This is a genomic window from Borreliella kurtenbachii (genome assembly GCF_030437945.2).
Taxonomy (GTDB): Bacteria; Spirochaetota; Spirochaetia; order Borreliales; family Borreliaceae; genus Borreliella; species Borreliella carolinensis.
This window is the reverse complement of sequence record NZ_CP124058.1, coordinates 462,927-481,662: the sequence shown is the minus strand read 5'-3', so window position 1 is coordinate 481,662 and position 18,736 is coordinate 462,927. Positions and strand designations below refer to the sequence as shown.

The following is an 18,736-nucleotide window of genomic DNA, read 5'->3' as shown; positions in this document are numbered from 1 at the left end:
TTTTTACCTCCCTATGCTTTAATAAGTAAAATATTAGTAAATATACAATATACAACATATTTATATCTCAAAACTACTGCTTTAAAAAAGCTAACAAAGAATTTTATGAAACATAAAAAATATCTAATAAAAAAAAGCTTTCTAAAAAGTATAATAAAACCGAAAATTTCAAAAAGATAAATCTATATCTTAACATAAAGCAAAGCATTGCATTTTGGCTCAAAATTAAACCTAAGACTTACGTACTCATCAAAGAAATCGCTTACCGCTGCTACCTTCCAGTCCTGACGGGATTCAGCAATACTTGATAGTACGGGTCCTAGGAATCGGAGAGAATGGGATTCGAACCCATGATACATTTTACTGTATACACGCTTTCCAAGCGTGCGCCTTAAGCCACTCGGCCATCTCTCCAAGCTAACAATCTTTTCGTGTCCAAGAGGACTTGAACCTCCGACCTTAAGAATCGCAATCTAACGCTCTATCCAACTGAGCTATGGACACAAACAATTAATTTTTATTGTAATAAAAATTACTATTTATTACAATAAAAATATTAAACAGAAAATGGAGAAGTTGTGAAAACTAAAATAATCATTTTTTTTTCAATATTATCTATTTTATCATGCTCTAAACCAGTCTCAAATGAAGTTAATTTTGAATTTGCAATTAAAACTAAACATATTAAAGAAAATGAAATACTAAAAAACAATAATGTTATCCATATAGATGCAAAAATTCCCTTTATGGAAAATACAAACTTTGAATTTGAAAATCTTATAAAAAAATGGAAAAAAGATATCGAGAATAAAATATCAAAACCTGAAAACTCTAAAAATGAATATTTTTATTTTTCTAACTTTACAATATTTAAAAATGAAAATATTGGCATTACATCTATTTTATACAAAGAATCTTTCAGAGAAAAAGAATCAAACACTCTCTTGAAATATTATTCTTTAAACTTAAAAGGAAATAAAAAAATAGAAATTTCAGAAATAATATCAAAAGATCAGCTAGACTCTCTAATAAACGTATTAAAAGAACAGCTAAAAAGCAGAATTAAAGATTTTTATGTTAAGGAAAAATACAATCCAAAAGAATTGAGGAAAAAATTCACAACAATCTTTCCAAAATATAAATATTATTTTAAAAATAACCAAATTATAGTTTTTTATAATCCATTCTCAATTGCCTGTAATGGCTGCGATAAAATTGAATTTCAATTTCCTATAAATGAAAACACAGAGAATGAATATCGGTCAAATAAAAAACTTCGCTCTCACTCTTAATACTTAAAATCAAATGCTAATTACGGAGAGGGTGAGATTCGAACTCACGGTAGGCTTACACCTACAACGGTTTTCAAGACCGTAGCATTAAACCACTCTGCCACCTCTCCAGAGCTAAAACAAATTTTAATAAATAAAGTACACGCTGTCAAGATTTAAATAATTACGGAGAGAATGGGATTCGAACCCATGGTCCCCTTTTAAAAGGACAACTTCTTAGCAGGAAGCCCCATTCGGCCACTCTGGCATCTCTCCTATAACATTAATACATATTATCTTAGAGATATTATTATTGTCAACCAAATCAATTATAAATATCAGTAATTTATTCTAAACTCTTTATAAGCTTCTATTAAATTTTGCAAATCCCCAATAAAAATGTCAATTTCGGGCAAAATACATGCTTCGTGCAAGATCTCTTGAACCATTTTTTCCTCATTGTTGCTAAATTTTAATTCAATGCACTCATCTTTAATTCTCCAAATATATGTATTTACTCTTATATTGTGATCAAAAACAAAAATAGGATCTCTTAAATTCAAAGAATTATCAATAAAAAATAAATACTCTAAATACCAATTTACTCTTAAAGATACTGCAAATTCTTCAAGCAGAGTTTCAATTAACATATCCTCGCTAGACTCAAGTAATTTTAAAAATTTTGAATACGGCTCTGGATTAAGCTCACAAAGTTTTTTCATGTAAAAATAGGCATCTTCAAGATCACGATTCCTAAGAAAAAATAAGGTTGCATATAAATACATCAAATCTAGGTTAGAATAATCATCAACCATTCTCTCAATAGACTTTTTAGGAGAAAATTTTAAAAGTTCAACTGTTGCAATATGCATATTGTAAATTGTATAAATATTGGGAAAATTTAAAATGGCTTTAACATAAGATGTTGTGGCTTGAGTCATGTTGCCTATTTTATGAAAAATAGTTGCCCTATTGTGCCAAATATACTTAGAATAATGAGAATCCGTTAAAAATTTCTCAGAAAGCCTAATTGCTCTGCTTATTTCCCCAATAGAATAGAAATAATACATTAAATAATTAACAACAAGAGCAAGATTGGCATCAAAAAAAATTTTATCTACCTTTAAAAAACTTATTGTTTGAGGAGTTTCATTTTTTTTAAAAATCCAAATATTAAGCTTAACTAGAGAATTGTTGTGATTCAAATCTCTAGCCTCAAAAAATAATTTTAAAGCCTCATCCCTATTGCCCAACATTTCAAATAAAACAGCACTATTGTTTAAGGCTTGTACAAAATCAGATTTTTGCTCTTTGGCTTTTAAAAAACACCTTAAAGCAAGCTCATATTCTTTTAAATTGAAATAAAAAACACCTAAATTATAATTTTCAAAAGGGCCTAGATCATCTTTACTTTTTTCAATTTTACCATAATCTATAAGTTTAACTAAAAAATTATATTCACTCAAAACAACAGGATAAGTATTTAAAACATACAAAAGAGCCTTATAATCCTTTTTCTTAAAATAAATAAGTGCTTTAAGTGCAAGAGAATCAAAATTCTCATCAAAAACATCTAAATTGTCAAGAGAACTTTTAAAATCACCATCTTTATAAAAATTTAAAGCCTTTTCAAAACTAAAGTTATTCATATTTTTTAAAAATCTCCATAGGCCTTACAGAAATTTCCTTTGAAAAAGAAGTCTTATTAACACTCTTATCCAAATTGTAAGCAGCAATACTAATGTAATAAAGTCTTCCATCTTCAAGTCCTGTAATCTTAAAAGAAGTTTGATTTCCAACATCAATAGGAGAAGTTAAAGCACCGCTGGTTTTTCCATGATAATTACCAGAAGCAACGCCAATATAAATGTAATACCCTTCAACACTACTATTAACAACAGGAATCCATTCAATAAAAACCTCTCTAGAACCTGGAATAACTTTTGTTATCACAGGAGGAAATGGTGCTGCTTCAGGAACGTAAGTAATTGACATGCTATAAAGAGAAGGACTGCTTACAGAATCTCCGCTGGGATAAAATTCAACTTTTATTTGAATATATTTTGATATCTTTGAATCTGGAAAATCTTTTTTAGGATCAAAATGAATCCACGCCCCAGTTAAATTTTTTTTAATATTCCCATGAGTATCTGTATCATAAAATACCTTATTATCTAATCTGTAATAATAAACAATCTCTGTATCCTTAGGAACATTGGAATCAACATCAAAGGATAATACTTGAGAATAATATTTAGAAAGTTTAATAGGCTCTGTAATAATGTATCCCATATTCTTTGAAAAAAAAGCATTACTAACTTCTTCAAAACTTTTATGTATTTCTAAATTTTCAACCGCACCAGTAAAATAAGTTCCCAAGGTAAAATCAATAAAATTACCAATACTTAATAAATATCCTGATCCTTCCTTCTTATTATCTGTTATATATTCTATTGCCTGAGGTTTAGAATCTATCAAATATTCAAGCATGCCATCCTTTTGCCTATATCTTAAAGTATGCAAATGCCATTTCTTTGGAATAAAATCATCATTACTTTTCATTCTAATTTTGATAGGGTTTTTATTATCTTTTAAAAAGACATTGTTTAAAACCCAAACAAAATTTCCCTCATCACTTTCTAATCTAATAGACTGATCTACCCACGAATTATGAACCTTTTTATAACCATCCCAACTAAAAATAATTTCCCCTGTAACAGAGGTTGTTCGATATACCCAAAACTTAATAGTAAAATCAGAAACAGTATTGCCTGAAAAAAAGAAAGCTTTCTTTGTCAGCGGCTTAAACTTAACGGGATTTTGATTTGAATAAAAAATTAAAGACCCATTAGAAACATTTCGAAATTCATTTGAAACTCTCAAACTTTTTGCACTAACTAAATAATTTGAAGATGTGTCTTTTAATTTATTATCCCTTCCTATTTCTAAGCGCAAATCAATATTATTCAAATCTAAAACAGCTTTATATCTATCCAAATAAATGCCAAGTAAACCCCTCATATCCCTTTCAAAAGTAACATTGCTAGAATCTTGAATAAATTTAAAATTTTTTTTTGAATCAAGTATTAACTTCAATTCTTGAGACAAAAGAATAGAAAAGCACAAAAAAAATAGCAAGAGCATTAAAATTAATCTCATTTTTGACCTTTTATTTGTTATTATTCATATTTTTAAATACCTCAAAACATAAAACAAGCTGCATTATGATACAATATTATATCATAAGATGATTTTTAAAATCTAAAAACTACCTGACATTATGAAAGAGAGCCTAACAAGTTTATTCGAAAAAGTAATAAAATTGCCAACCACAAGCGGTTGCTATAAAATGCTAAATGAAAACAAAAAAATACTCTATATTGGAAAAGCAAAAAATCTAAGGGCAAGAGTAAAAAGTTATTTTTTAGAAAAAAATAGCCATAAAATCAAAATATTAATGAAAAATGTAAAATCAATAGAAGTTATTACAACAAATAGCGAATACGAAGCATTGCTTCTAGAGTGCAATCTAATAAAAACACATAAACCTGATTACAATGTCAAATTAAAAGATGGGAAAGGTTATCCCATGGTCAGAGTGACCCATGAAAAATATCCAAGAATTTTCAAAACTAGAAAAATAATTAATGACAAAAGCGAATATTTTGGACCATTTACCAACGTAAAAAGATTAGACCAAGTACTAGATTTTATTAACAAAACATTTAAAATCAGAAAGTGCAAAAAAAAATCCAATACTCCTTGCCTATATTACCACATGGGACAGTGCCTTGGAGTATGCTACAAGGAAAACCTTGAAAAAGAATATCAAAAAGAACTAGACAAGGCAAAATCCATACTAAACGGCAATATATCCGAAATATTAATCCAAATTGATACCAAATTAAAACTTGCCATACAAAAAGAAGATTTTGAAACCGCTATCAAATTAAAAGAAATTAAAAGTTCTTTAATAGAAATTAATCAAATCCAAATCGTTACAAAAACCAACAATTTAAACATAGATTATGTACATGTTCATCCAGGAGAAAATGTAAATACAATAATAGTATTAAAATACAGAAATGGAAAATTGGTTGAAAGAGATGCAAACTTTGATGAGAGTATATGCAAAGAAAATGAGCTGATTTTACAATTTTTGATTCAATATTACACATCTATTAATATGATAGTACCAGACAAAATTCATATTTTTATCAAAGATATCGACACTAAAAATGTTGAAAAACTAATAAATGAAATTAAAAATACAAAAACAGAAATTATTTACAAAGAAACAGAAGAAATTTTAAAAATAATGGAAATGGCCATATCCAATGCTGAATTATCTTTAAGAGAATATGAAAATAAAAGCAACAAAGCACTTGAAAGTTTGAAAATTATTCTAGAAATGGACAAACTTCCCAAAATAATTGAAGGATTTGATATTGCTCATCTTAAAGGGCAAGAGACAGTAGCTTCTATGGTTACTTTTAAAATGGGAATACCCTTTAAAGAAAACTATAGGCTTTACAAGCTAAGCTCGCTATTAGAAGGAGAAATTGACGACTTTAAGGCAATAAAAGAAGTAATCTCAAGAAGATATTCAGAAATAATCAATAACAACTTAGAACTACCGAATTTAATTTTAATTGATGGGGGCAAAGGGCAATTAAATGCTGCTTTTTCTATCTTAAAAGGCTTAAAAATAGAAAATAAAGTTAGAGTCTGTTCGTTGGCAAAAAAACAAGAAACAATATTCTTAACAACTAACAAAAAAGGAATAAATCTGCCCCAAGGGCATCCTGCGCTTAGGATACTGCAAAATGTAAGAGATGAAGCACATAGAAAGGCCAACGGATTTAACAAAAAAAGAAGGGAAAAAATCACCCTATTTTATACAAAAATACATGGAATTGGAGAAAAAACAGCTCAAAAAATATTAAAATCAATTGGAACCTATAAGGATATATTATCTTTAAGTGAAACCGAAATTTCAGAAAAAATAAAAGTAAATATGCAACTTGCAAAAAGAATAAAAGAATTTGCAGTAAAAGAAAACGCAATAAAAAATTATAATCAAGATAAATAAATTTTAAATTCAATTAAAATTTTATATAGCCTCTAAATTAACGGTAAAATTATAAAATTTTAAACTAGATTATTATTCATTAATATTTTTTAAAATAAAACACCATTTGAAATCCCAGGTGATAAAACCAAAAAAAGATCATTAATAAGCTTATTTCTAACCTGTATATTTAAAACATCTCCTAAAAGCTCTATTTTATAACTTTCAGAAGAACTCTTAACTACTCTAAAAAAATGAACAATCTCGGTGTAATCAAAATTATCTAATTCTTCAATAACTTCATTTATTAAATTGTCAAATATTTTTTTACGCTCTTTTTTTTCTAAATTTTTAATGCTTAAAGATTCTCCTTCAATTTTATTTAATTTGGACAAAAATTTTTCTATCCCGTTTTGAAAGTTAATATTTTTAATAACAACTTCAAATTCAAAGCCCTTAAAAATATTTTTTCTACCTATTATCTCATATCTTAGATTATTAAAAAACAAAGGATAAAAAATAAAATCGTCCTTTGCCTGAGACTTTAACCCACGAATTTTTGCTCTCAGATCATCATCACTTGGAATATTTAAATAATTAAAAAATATTTCAGGACTGCTTTGAAAATTTTTAACAGAATCAAAAAACTCTATTAAAATAATTTCTGCCAATCTAGATTCAGATCTGCAAGACAAAAAACAAAATAATACAATCCAACTTAATTTTTGTTTCATACATTAAAAATTAAATTTTGACTCTGCAGAATATTGCATTAAAAAATTATCATTAAGCTTTAAAATTGAAAATATTAAAAAGTATGACAAATTTTGATGAATATTTTTAGAATAAATTCTCGAATATAAATCAAACTTATATAAAATTTTCAAAACAATTTTAATTTCTGGAATTGAATAATTTTTAATTCCTATTCTATAAATTTTATTTAATGAAAAAAAGATTTTATTTTTATTCAATGCACTCTGTAAGCTGCCACACGCATTATAATCTATTTGCACCTTTAACAATCTTTTAAATTGCCAAATAAGACTCATTAAAACATTGAGCAAATCTTCTCCTTGATCCAAAATAGACTTAATTTTAATCAAAGAATGCGTCATATCTTTTTTCAAAATTGAATTAAATAGGGAAAAAGTGTTTTCAAAACGAATAAAACTAATCCAAGAAGTTATATCTTTCTCATCAATGGTATTGTTCTTGGCAAAAAGCGCAAAATAATCTATATAAAATTTCAAAATTTTAGTATCTGAATTTAACATTAAAAGCATTAAGTTTATTGCAGAATCTGTAATTTTAATATTAAGATTAAAAAAATTTCTTCTCACAAATGTAAATTTATCATCATCAGAAATCTCATAAAAAACTTTTTTTATAATCTTAAGTTTATTTTTAAAATCAATGCTACATGTATTACTATTAGAAACAAAAATAACAGTTTTATTATCAGACTTTAAAATTGCATTACATACTAGCTCTAAATCTTTTTCTGCTTTTAAAAGTTCAGACTCATAAACAATAAAAATTTCTTTTTTTGAAAAAAAAGAATTAGAAAAAAGTTTCTCAGCAAATCCTACAGCTGATAATTCTGACAAAAAAATTTTAGTAACGGAAACTTTGGATTTAAAAGCATCCATCTTGATTAACAGCTCTTTTAAATAAGCTTCTTTTAAACCTTGTTCATTACCCAACAACAAATAAACCACTTGCATTAAAGTAAATTATAATCCAAGTGCCAAATATATTATACTTAAGCTAGGAGGAGAATATGAAAGTTGCAATATTTACAGATACGTATATCCCAGAAAAAAATGGAGTGGCAACGTCAATAAAACAAATTAAAGAAGGATTAGAAAAAAATGGCTATGAAGTTTACATATTTTGTCCAAAAGCCAAAACACCTTTAAACGAAAAAAACGTTTACAGATGCTTATCTATTCAAATAAATAAAAAACTTGATGCTGTCATAGCTTTTCCCAACAAAAGAAAAATATCTAAAATAATTCAAAGCTATAAACCAGACATCATTCATACTCACTCCGAGTTTTCTATGGGGAAAATTGGAAAACAAATTGCATTAAAACAAAACATACCAATAGTTCACACTAGTCATACAATGTGGGATTATTATTTACATTACTTGGGAATTTTTAAATATTTTATCAAACCCGATAAAATGATGCAAAAACATTATAACAAAATAAAACATTTTATTTACCCATCAAGCAAGGCAAAAGAAAGGTATTTCCAACTTTCAAATAATTCTAACTATAAAATAATTCCAAATGGGGTTGATAGAAAGCTTTTTATAAAAAATCTAAGCAAAGAAAAAAAAGATGAAATTTTGAAAAAACACAATATAAAGCAAACAGACAAAATAATCATCTTTGTTGGCAGAATAAATAAAGAAAAAAACATACATTCATTAGTAATACACTTAAAAGACCTTTTAATACAAAACAAAAATTACAAGCTTATCATTATTGGCAAAGGAAATGAAGAAAAAGAAATAAAAAATTTTAGCATCAAACATGGACTTGAAAAACAAATATTGTTAATAGGAACAATTCCGTGGGAAGAAATATGCTATTACTACAAAATTTCTGATATTTTTGCTAGTCTATCAAGAAGCGAAGTATATCCAATGACAGTAATAGAAGCACTAACTGCTGGAATACCTGCTATTTTAATAAATGATTATATATATAAAGACGTAATTAAAGAGGGAGTAAACGGATTCTTAATAAAAAAGTACGAAAATTTATCTCAGTACATAGATAAAGTAATAAAAGACGATGAAATACTAAAAACATTTAAACAAAATGCAAAAAAATACTCTACTAAATTTTCCAGTCATTTTTTCACAAAAAAAATTGAAAATTATTACTCAGAAATTATTGCAGGAAAAAATCATTAATATAGCTTATCAAAAGGTATAAAACAAATTGGAAACTTAATTTTCATATCTAATAAAACATTTTTAATAGACTCCCCAATAAAATATTTAAAATCCCAAAAAACCTCTGTATCAACAAAAAATCGAACCTGTAAAACTATATAATAGGGAGTGTATTTTTTGATAATAAGAGTAGGAGAACAAATCTCAACATTAAATTTCTTATTATTGAAAATCATTAAATCCTCTATTTTATCTTTTAATAAACCAATATTCGTATCATAGGGAACTTGAAACGAAAACACAACCCTTCTTCTGGGATTTGCTGAAAAATTAACAACAAAATTGGATGTAAGCTTGCTGTTTGGAATTTTAATAATTTCTTCGTCAAATGTTTTAAGTGTAGTAAAAAAAATTTGGACATCCTCAACCAAACCTTCAACATCTCCACATTTAATATGATCTCCACACTTAAAAAAATTAGAATTCAAAACAATAAATCCACTAACAAAATTAGATAAAATGCCCTGAGCAGCAAGCCCAATGGCAATCCCCAATGATCCAAATACAGCAATAATAGATGTTATAGGCACCCCAAGATATGGCAATATTATTAAAATAATAACAAAGTCTGTTAATATTTTGAAAAAAGATTTTAAAAAGTTAAAAACCGTAACCTCTAACTTCTCTTCTAATCTAGACTTTTCTAAAGTCTTAAATAAAATTTTTCCCATTTTATTAACAATTAACTTTAAAAAATACCATAGCACTATAGCAATCGTAACTTTTAAACCATAACCTACCACACCCTCAATAATATAATTAAAATAATCTTGAAATATAAAAAACTCCTTAAACAAATTAAACTTTCCTTCCAAGCTTTACATAAATTAATTGAATTATAGCACAAAAAACAAACAAGCCTTCCAATAAAAACCTTGATAAAAACAATAAGGCAATGTTTTAAAACCACAATAAAGCATGCTTTCATCGCTACCACTCGACAATAAAATGAATATTACAACAATATTTGTGATAGAATTAGTATTCAAAGGTTTTTACTAAATTTGACAAAACAAATGTATAAAAAGAAACAAAAAAAAATATATGAAATTCTGGACTTGTTTTTACTTGTCTTTAAAACAACAACACTTACAATTGGCGGAGGATTAATAATTATATCTGAGCTTAAAAAAATATTTGTAAAAAAAAGAAAAATAATATCTGAGGACGATTTTAACAAAATACTAGCAACATCAAATGTAATTCCTGGAGTTACAGCGGTTAATTTTGTGTTCCTAGTAGGGAAAAAATTTGGAGGCTTCCCATGCGCACTTTTGCTTGTTGTTGCTGGAATTTTACCTTCCATTATCGCAATAATAATAGTTTTCCTTTACCTAAAATTAGTACCAGATAACATACATGTTGAAAAATTTCTCGAAGGTGCAAAAATATCTTCAATTATCATAATGATAACCGTTGTTTTAAAATTTTCCAAAAAAATGTTGAATAACTCTATAATAAAATGGACAATATGTTTTCTTGTAATTTTTGCAATTTTTAAATTAAAAATAAGAATATCATACATATTGTTAATTTTCTTTTTAGTATACACATTTAAGTATATAACAATAAAAAAAATATTAACTAAATAAGAAAAGGATATCGGTTGATTTTAATAAATTTATTCATTACATTTTTAAAAATCGGATTATTAAATTTCGGAGGCGGCAATGGAATTGCAGCAATAATAAACAACGAAATAATTAATAATAAACATTGGATAACAAAAAAAGAATTTGTCAATATGATTACAATATCAAGAATAACCCCCGGGCCTATTGCAACAAACATAGCAACATACGTTGGAATGAAAACTGCAGGAATTGCAGGAGCAATAACTGCTACAGTAGCGCTAATAACAGCTCCAATAATAATAATGATTATAATCCTTCTAATACTACACAAAATCGGCTTTTTAAATTATTGCCTAGAGAATCTAAAACCCATTATTGTTGCGCTGTGGATAATTACAATAATGATTTTGCTTGAACATACATATTTAAAGCTAGAAAACAACAACACAGAACTTTTAAGAACTCTGGTTATTGTGGGAATTAATTTTTTTATTTTATTTTTTTATAATAAAATAAGTCCCGCATTAGTAATTATACTTAGTGGATTTTTTTATACATTAATATAAATATGATTAAACAAAAATTAAAATTATCCCAAAATTTAAACTCAATTCAAATACAAACAATAAAAATATTAGGCCTTAATCAAAAAGAATTAATAAAGCTTATACTAGACGAAAGCGAAAACAACGAATGCTTAGAAATAGACTCAAATAAAATATTTTTTGAAACATTAAAAACATATAGGTTTAAAAAAGTTTTTTATAAAGAAGATGGAATGATAAAAAATCAACACGACATAGCTCTTGAAAAAACGCAAACAAATACTTCTTTAAAAGAACACCTTTTACTACAATTAAGAATTCAAAGAATAAATGAAGATGAGCTTAAAATAGGTGAAATACTAATAAACAATCTAAATAGCAAAGGTTTTCATATAATAAACCCTTATGATCTTTTTAAAAAGGAAGAAAAAGAAAAAGTAAAAAAAATAATTGAACTCATTCAAAAATTTGATCCAATTGGGATTTGTGTCCCCAACATAATAGAATCGTTAATTTTGCAAGCAAAGCATCATAAACTAGAAACTAATATTATTAAAATTCTTGAAAAAGCAGAGCTTCTTGAAAAAACTCAAGAAAAATTGAAAGAAGAGCTCAAAATAAGAAGCAAAGAATTTAACAAAGCTTTAGAAATTATCAGACAAAAACTTAACCCCAACCCAACACTCGAATTTAAAGATCCAAACGACACTAATTTTTATGTCGATCCAGATATATTAATAATTAATCACAATAACAAATTTAAAATTAAAATCAAAGAAGTTAGTATCTTTAAAAAAGAACTTAAAAAGACAGCCGAAAATCCCCAAAAACAAAAAAAAGCAAAGTGGTTAATCGAATCTCTACGATATAGAGATGAAATACTTGCAAAAATAGGAATAGCTATATATACATTGCAAAAAGAATTCTTAAGAAGGGGTTTTAAAAGCTTAAGGCCAATGAACTTGAGCATTTTGTCAAAAAAAATTAGTGTATCAAAATCAACAATATCAAGAGCAATAAAAAACAAATACTTAAAATGCGAATGGGGTACAATATTAATCAAAGAGCTTTTTAGCTCTGTTGGTGGAGCAAAAACAAATGAATTTTCAAAATTAAGCATTAAAATAACAGTAAAAAAGTTGTTAGAAGTAAATAAAAAGATGTCAGATGAAGCGATTTCTGCTATACTGAAATCCAAAGGAATCTCTATTTCTAGAAGAACAGTGAACAAGTATAGAAATGAATTGAAATCTGAGAAAGGAAGAACATATTATGGAACCTAAAATTCAAGCCGTTAACTATAGCTTAAATGAGAATGAAAAAATTTTTATTCTCAAAAAACTAGAAAAATTTGATACTCATATAAAAAAACATATTGATAATTTAAAAATTACAATTAAAAAAGAACATGAGCTTTTTGAATTGGACGCACATATTCACTTTAATTGGGGGAAAATAATACATATAAGAGAAGATGGAAAAATACTTTTCAATCTTATTGATAGTGCAATAGCAAGACTTTACAAAACAGCAACTAAAGAGAAAGAGAAAAAAAACAACAAATAAGATAAGTAAAAAATGCAAAAAGCAGAAATTAAAATAATAAATAAAGATAGAATACATTCAAGATCGGTAAACATAATTGCTAAATTCGCAAATAATCACTCTTCGTGCGATATAAAAATAACAACAAAAGATGGCAGAAAAGCTATCACAAAGTCCACAATCAAAATTATCATATTGGGAATAATATACAAAGAAAAAGTAAAAATAACAGTCGAAGAAAAAAAAGAAAAACTGGCAATTGAAAATTTGTTAAAATATACTTTTTCAAAAGAGCTTGATAAATGAATAAAAAAATTTTCTACATAACAATATTGATACACTTGCCCAATCTTCTATTTTCATACTCAACAAAATACGACATTGAGGTAAACATGTCAGCTTTTGTCATGAGTCTGGCAATCATTGTAATCTCATCTATTTCAATAGGCAATCTAGTGGCTAAAATAGGAATTCCAAAAGTAATAGGGCAAATAACAGCAGGAATAATTCTAAGTCCAAATGCCTTTGGAAAAATTCAAATACCTTTATTATTCCCATTAGGAATAACTCAAATTGGAGAAAATTATTTAATAAATGAAAAAATATTTGCAATTTCTACCATAGCTTCAATAATACTGCTTTTCACAGCAGGGCTTGAAACTGACTTAAAATTGTTTATCAAATTTTTGCCACGCGGAGGAATTATTGGAATAACAGAGGTTGTTGGCACCTTCACAAGTTTCGTACTAATGGCAAGCATAATTTTTAACGTTCCTTTAATAAGTCCAACCTCACTTTTTATTGGAATAATTGGAACCCCAACATCAGCAGGAATAGCAGCAAGCATACTCTCAGCAAAGAAAAAAATGAGCACCTCAGAAGGAGTAACAATAATTTCAACCTCAATTATTGATGATGTTCTTTCAATGCTTATGCTTACAAGTGTAATAACTATATCAAGATCCATATCAGATCTTGATATAGCAAACTCGATCAAAACCATAATTCAAAACATAGTAATTTGGCTATGCTTAACTTTCTCTTTAATATACATATCAGAAACACTCTCAAGACTGTTGAAAAAATTAAACAGTGTCACCTTAGCAACCGTAATAACACTCTCTTTAGCCCTTACTATTGCAAGCATTTTCCAAAATTTAGGAATGTCTTTTGTTGTTGGAGCTTATGTATTTGGACTTGCCATGTCAAAAACAGACATTGTATATGTAATACAAGATAAACTAACAATCTTTGAAAGATTTTTTATACCGATCTTTTTTACATCAATTGGACTTATGTCAGATATTAATGAAATACTCTCAAAAGAAGTTCTTATCTTAGGATTAGCAATTAGTGCAATAGCAATAATTACTAAAAGTGTATTTTGCTTTATTCCAGCACTCTTTTTGGGATTTAACAAACTTGGAGCCTTAAAAATTGCAACCGGAATGGTTCCAAGAGGAGAAGTTTCGCTTATTATGGCAAATGTAGCATTATCTTCAGGATTTATTAGCCAAAAAATATTTGGAATCATAATAATAATGGTATTTTTGCCAACAATCGTTGCAACACCCATAATAAATTTTTTATTTAAAATAAATAAAAGCGGGCTTAAAAAAGAACTCCCAATAGATCAAAATACACACATGTGCGTATCATTTGAATATGATAATTTAGCCAAAATTCTCATATGGGACTTTAAAAATGAGCTAAGAAAAGAAGGATTTTACACGCAACAAATTAAAAATGATTCTTCACAATATATTAATGCAAGAAAAAACAATATATCCTTCTCAATAAAGCGAGAAGGTAGTAAAATCACATTCGAATGCCCAAATAATCACTTAATTATAATACAAGATCTTTTTAGAGAAACAATCTTAAACCTAGAAAAAATAACCAAAGAAGTTGAAACAGTCTCCCTAAGAGCAAAAAAACTAGATTACTCAATAAATTATGATAAAATCCTTAGCAATATCAACCTAAATAAAAGAATAAAAAAGGAGAACATTATTCTAGAATTAAAATCAAGCAATAAGGCTGATGTAATAAGAGAGCTTCTAAGCGTAATAAACATTGAAATTGACAAAGAAAGAATATTCCAAGACTTAATGGAAAGAGAAAAATTAATTACTACTGCACTAAAAGAAGGTTTTGCCATTCCCCATTTAAAAACAAATTTAATATCAAAAATACATATTGCAATAGGAATAAGTCACGGGGGAATTGACTTTAATGCTCTTGACAAGAACTTAAGTCATGTTTTTATATTAATACTGTGCCCAGCAAAAGATTACGTTAGCTACCCTAGAATTTTAGCATCTGTTGTGGGTAAAGTTGATTTGTACAAAAAAGAAATTTTAAATGCAAAAACAGATAAAGAAATTTATAATATAATAGTGAGCTGAATTATGTTTAAAGTCATCAAATGTAATGAATTGAATGAAAAATTAATAAACAAAAAAGTTGAAGTAAATGCTTGGGTAAAAAAAATTAGACACCATGGGAAATTTATCTTTCTAAACATAAGAGACAGATATGAAAAAGCCCAAGTTCTGGTAAACGAAGAACACCTTTTAAAGATCGCAGAAAAAATAAAACTTGAATATTGTATTAAAATTCAAGGATTGTTGATCAAAAGACCTCCTAACATGATAAATGCAAATATGAAAACAGGACATTTCGAAATATTGGCAAAAAACATTGAAATTATCTCAAAGTGCAATGAATTGCCGTTTATGATAGAAGATGACAATAATGCAAGTGAAAACTCAAAACTTGAATATAGATACTTAGATTTAAGAAGAGATTCTTTGAAAAACAAAATCATTTTAAGATCTCAAGCTACTCATCTTATTAGAAATTTTTTAGTAAAAAGAAAATTTTTAGAGCTAGAAACTCCAACTTTTGTAAAATCAACACCAGAAGGTGCAAGAGATTTTATAATCCCATCAAGAATTCACAAAGGGTCTTTTTATGCACTACCTCAATCTCCACAACTTTACAAACAGCTTATAATGATAGCGGGATTTGATAAATACTTTCAGATGGCTCGTTGTTATAGAGACGAAGATTCAAGAGGAGATAGACAGCCAGAATTCACACAGCTTGATCTTGAAATGAGCTTTGTCAAAAAAGAAAATATTTTTAAATTAATAGAAAATATGCTTTTTTTAATATTTAAAAATTGCATTAATGTTAACTTACCTAAAAAATTTAAAAAAATAACATACAAAAAGGCAATGAACAAATATGGAAGCGACAAACCAGATACTAGATTTGAACTTGAATTACAAGATATAAGTCGCAATCTAAAAAATTCAGAATTTAATATATTCAAAGATACTCTAAAAAACAAAGGCTCAATTAAAATTTTAATAGTAAAAAATAAAGCCGATAAGTTTTCAAGAACAAAAATAAATAATTTAGAAGAAATTGCAAAGCTTTATAAAACACAGGGGCTTTATTTTACAAAAATTGAAAACAATAAATTTTCTGGAGGAATTGCAAAATTTTTAAAAACAGAAGAGCAGAATTTAATAAAAACCTATTCTCTAGAAAATAATGACATAATTTTCTTTACAGCTAATAATAACTGGGAAACTGCCTGTAAAGCAATGGGTCAAATTAGACTAAAAATTGCAAATGATCTTGGACTAATAGATGAAAATAAATTTGAATTTCTATGGGTCTACGATTTTCCACTATTTGAATATGATGAAAATACAAAAACCTATTCGCCAGCTCACCATATGTTCTCGCTTCCCAAAAAGCAATATATTGCCAATTTAGAAAAAAATCCCAAAAAAACTATAGGTGAGGTTTACGATCTTGTTTTAAATGGTGTAGAGCTTGGCTCAGGTTCAATTAGAATACATAATAAAGAACTTCAACAAAGAATTTTTAACATAATAGGATTTCAAAAAGAAAAATCAGAAGATAGATTTGGATTTTTTCTAAAAGCATTAGAATACGGGCCTCCTAATCATGGTGGCATTGCTATTGGCATTGATAGACTACTAATGTTGATGACAAAATCAACTTCAATAAAAGATGTAATACTGTTTCCTAAGAATTCTTTTGCAGCAAGCCCTCTTGATAATTCTCCCTCTAAAATCTCAAATAAACAACTCAAAGAACTTGGAATCAGTATTGTTGCTGATGACACTTAGTTTATAATGCAAACTATGCCAGATACCTTTAAAATTATAAAAATCAGCTATTCCTCATATTCTTTGGAATTTTTTAATGCCTCATATTCTTTCAAGAAATTAAATCTCAAAGTTTAATTTATTACAAACAACAAGTGATATACAAACACATAAGGTCAATCTAAAACAAAATGCCTTTTTAGAAATTTAAACACAATTTTACTACTTGCTTAATCTTTAATCAAAACAGTTTCATAAACAAAGCATCTAATTTAATAATAATAATTTTAAAAATAAATTAATATATTTTAAGTTCTGAAAAAATACACAAAAATAACAAAAAAAGATACCTAATAAACAATAAAAAACATATCAAACAATCAATAATTTTATAATTCAATATCTAAAATATAATTAGAATAATAAAAAAGCCGCTCATAAAGCAGCTTGCAAATAAAAATTAGTGAATTTTTATTTAATTCCTATTAATATTATTAAGATTTTTGCATGCAATCTTTACACGGTCTTTCATAGAAACCTCGGCTTCTCTTAACCAAACCCTTGGATCATAAAATTTCTTATTTGGAATATCAACGTCCTTACCATCTCCTAATTGACTTTGCAAACGATTTTCATTTTTTTTGTAATAATTTAAAACTCCCTCCCAGGCAGCCCACTGTGTATCTGTGTCAATATTCATCTTTACAACACCATAAGAAAGTGCCTCATTAATCTCATCAATTGTAGATCCAGAACCTCCATGAAAAACATAAGAAACTGGCTTAGCAATATTTACTCCTGTTTTTGATATGACATAATCTTGACCATCTTTTAACACTTTTGGAGTAAGTTTAACGTTTCCTGGTTTATATACTCCATGAACATTTCCAAAAGCTGCTGCAATCTGAAAATTTGGGCTAACTTTTAAAAGTTCTGAATATCCATAATAAATATCCTCAGGGGTAGAAAATAGTTCATGCATAGCCCTATCTGAATTATCAACGCCATCCTCCTCCCCACCAGTAATTCCAAGCTCTATTTCTAAAAACATTTCAATTTTTGCCATTCTTTCTAAGAATTTTTTAGAAATTTCAATATTTTCTTTAATAGGTTCTTCTGATAAATCTAACATATGTGAAGAAAATAATGGTTTTTTATGCTGACTATAGTACTTCTCTCCATACTCTAAAAGTCCTTCAACCCAAGGAAGCAAATTTTTAGCACAATGATCAGTATGAAGAACAACAGGAACACCATAATGCTCTGCCATTAAATGAACATGCATAGCACCAGAAATAGCTCCAGCTATTGAAACTCCTTGTGGTTTTTCCATCTTCAAACCTTTTCCAGAAATAAAAGCAGAACCACTATTAGAAAATTGTATCATAATAGGAGAATTAATTTCTTTTGCTGCCTCCAAAACTGCATTAATAGAATTTGTTCCTATACAATTAATAGAAGGGATAGCAAATCCATCCTTTTTACATATTTCATATAACAAATGTAGCTCCTTCCCATAAACTACACCCGGTTTAATCTTGTCTAAAACACCCATTTACATCACTCCTTTTATTTATTTTTTCTTTTATCAAATGCCTATAATAA

Annotated in this window: 16 protein-coding genes, 4 tRNA genes and 1 other RNA gene; 10 read left to right on the top strand and 11 right to left on the bottom strand. The window is 27.3% G+C overall.

Annotated elements, in window-relative coordinates:
• Positions 1-227: 227 nt before the first annotated feature.
• From ffs to QIA22_RS02860, 3 genes are all read right to left on the bottom strand, one after another.
• An RNA gene (gene ffs / locus QIA22_RS02870) (signal recognition particle sRNA small type) lies at positions 228-324 on the bottom strand.
• Positions 325-327: 3 nt separating this feature from the next.
• A tRNA-Ser gene (locus tag QIA22_RS02865) sits at positions 328-414 on the bottom strand.
• 16 nt (positions 415-430) lie between these two features.
• A tRNA-Arg gene (locus QIA22_RS02860) sits at positions 431-504 on the bottom strand.
• Positions 505-578: 74 nt separating this feature from the next.
• On the opposite strand from QIA22_RS02860, the gene QIA22_RS02855 reads away from it, so the two are divergent.
• Complete coding sequence (locus tag QIA22_RS02855) at positions 579-1,292, top strand: hypothetical protein (protein ID WP_301611638.1); 714 nt, start codon at positions 579-581, stop codon at positions 1,290-1,292.
• A gap of 23 nt (positions 1,293-1,315) precedes the next feature.
• Here the strand turns inward: QIA22_RS02855 and QIA22_RS02850 are convergent.
• The 4 genes from QIA22_RS02850 to QIA22_RS02835 form a co-directional block, all read right to left on the bottom strand.
• Positions 1,316-1,402 (bottom strand) — tRNA-Ser (locus QIA22_RS02850).
• Between the two features lie 56 nt (positions 1,403-1,458).
• Positions 1,459-1,547, bottom strand: a tRNA-Ser gene (locus tag QIA22_RS02845).
• A 62-nt stretch (positions 1,548-1,609) separates the two neighbouring features.
• Positions 1,610-2,920: a tetratricopeptide repeat protein gene (locus QIA22_RS02840; protein ID WP_301611637.1), complete on the bottom strand. Its 1,311-nt coding sequence runs from the start codon at positions 2,918-2,920 to the stop codon at positions 1,610-1,612.
• Positions 2,913-4,430, bottom strand: coding sequence for a fibronectin type III domain-containing protein (locus tag QIA22_RS02835; RefSeq protein ID WP_301611636.1), 1,518 nt, complete (start codon positions 4,428-4,430; stop codon positions 2,913-2,915). Before QIA22_RS02835 ends, QIA22_RS02840 begins: the two co-directional genes overlap by 8 nt.
• Before the next feature lie 121 nt (positions 4,431-4,551).
• On the opposite strand from QIA22_RS02835, the gene uvrC reads away from it, so the two are divergent.
• Positions 4,552-6,363: an excinuclease ABC subunit UvrC gene (gene uvrC / locus QIA22_RS02830; protein WP_301611635.1), complete on the top strand. Its 1,812-nt coding sequence runs from the start codon at positions 4,552-4,554 to the stop codon at positions 6,361-6,363.
• 89 nt (positions 6,364-6,452) lie between these two features.
• Here the strand turns inward: uvrC and QIA22_RS02825 are convergent, their stop codons facing one another.
• Complete coding sequence (locus QIA22_RS02825) at positions 6,453-7,076, bottom strand: hypothetical protein (protein ID WP_301611634.1); 624 nt, start codon at positions 7,074-7,076, stop codon at positions 6,453-6,455.
• 3 nt (positions 7,077-7,079) lie between these two features.
• Entirely contained in the window at positions 7,080-8,069 is a 990-nt protein-coding gene (gene holA, locus QIA22_RS02820; RefSeq protein ID WP_301611633.1) for a DNA polymerase III subunit delta, read from the bottom strand.
• A 56-nt stretch (positions 8,070-8,125) separates the two neighbouring features.
• On the opposite strand from holA, the gene QIA22_RS02815 reads away from it, so the two are divergent.
• Entirely contained in the window at positions 8,126-9,274 is a 1,149-nt protein-coding gene (locus tag QIA22_RS02815) for a glycosyltransferase family 4 protein (protein ID WP_301611632.1), read from the top strand.
• On the opposite strand, the gene QIA22_RS02810 is transcribed toward QIA22_RS02815, so the two are convergent.
• Entirely contained in the window at positions 9,271-10,113 is an 843-nt protein-coding gene (locus tag QIA22_RS02810; protein ID WP_301612203.1) for a mechanosensitive ion channel family protein, read from the bottom strand. The two genes, QIA22_RS02815 and QIA22_RS02810, sit on opposite strands and share 4 nt — an antisense overlap.
• A 207-nt stretch (positions 10,114-10,320) precedes the next feature.
• Here QIA22_RS02810 and QIA22_RS02805 point away from each other — a divergent pair, with 207 nt between their 5' ends.
• From QIA22_RS02805 to aspS, 7 genes are read left to right on the top strand one after another with little or no spacing between them, the layout of a single operon-like run.
• Positions 10,321-10,908 (top strand): chromate transporter, encoded by a 588-nt coding sequence (locus tag QIA22_RS02805; protein WP_301611631.1) that lies wholly within the window; start codon positions 10,321-10,323, stop codon positions 10,906-10,908.
• 14 nt (positions 10,909-10,922) lie between these two features.
• Complete coding sequence (locus tag QIA22_RS02800) at positions 10,923-11,456, top strand: chromate transporter (RefSeq protein ID WP_301611630.1); 534 nt, start codon at positions 10,923-10,925, stop codon at positions 11,454-11,456.
• 2 nt (positions 11,457-11,458) lie between these two features.
• The gene (gene rpoN / locus QIA22_RS02795) at positions 11,459-12,718 is read left to right on the top strand and encodes an RNA polymerase factor sigma-54 (protein ID WP_301611629.1); all 1,260 of its coding nucleotides are present in this window, start codon (positions 11,459-11,461) and stop codon (positions 12,716-12,718) included.
• Positions 12,708-13,001 carry an HPF/RaiA family ribosome-associated protein gene (locus QIA22_RS02790; protein ID WP_301611628.1) on the top strand — a complete coding sequence of 98 codons (294 nt, stop codon included), beginning with the start codon at positions 12,708-12,710 and terminating at the stop codon, positions 12,999-13,001. Before rpoN ends, QIA22_RS02790 begins: the two co-directional genes overlap by 11 nt.
• A 12-nt stretch (positions 13,002-13,013) precedes the next feature.
• On the top strand, positions 13,014-13,286 hold the full coding sequence (locus QIA22_RS02785; protein WP_301611627.1) for an HPr family phosphocarrier protein: 273 nt from the start codon (positions 13,014-13,016) through the stop codon (positions 13,284-13,286).
• Positions 13,283-15,388: a cation:proton antiporter domain-containing protein gene (locus QIA22_RS02780; RefSeq protein ID WP_301611626.1), complete on the top strand. Its 2,106-nt coding sequence runs from the start codon at positions 13,283-13,285 to the stop codon at positions 15,386-15,388. Before QIA22_RS02785 ends, QIA22_RS02780 begins: the two co-directional genes overlap by 4 nt.
• Positions 15,389-15,391: 3 nt before the next feature.
• Complete coding sequence (gene aspS / locus QIA22_RS02775; RefSeq protein ID WP_301611625.1) at positions 15,392-17,152, top strand: aspartate--tRNA ligase; 1,761 nt, start codon at positions 15,392-15,394, stop codon at positions 17,150-17,152.
• 454 nt (positions 17,153-17,606) lie between these two features.
• Here aspS and fbaA read toward each other — a convergent pair whose 3' ends face one another.
• Positions 17,607-18,686: a class II fructose-bisphosphate aldolase gene (gene fbaA / locus QIA22_RS02770; RefSeq protein ID WP_301611624.1), complete on the bottom strand. Its 1,080-nt coding sequence runs from the start codon at positions 18,684-18,686 to the stop codon at positions 17,607-17,609.
• Between the last annotated feature and the right edge of the window lie 50 nt (positions 18,687-18,736).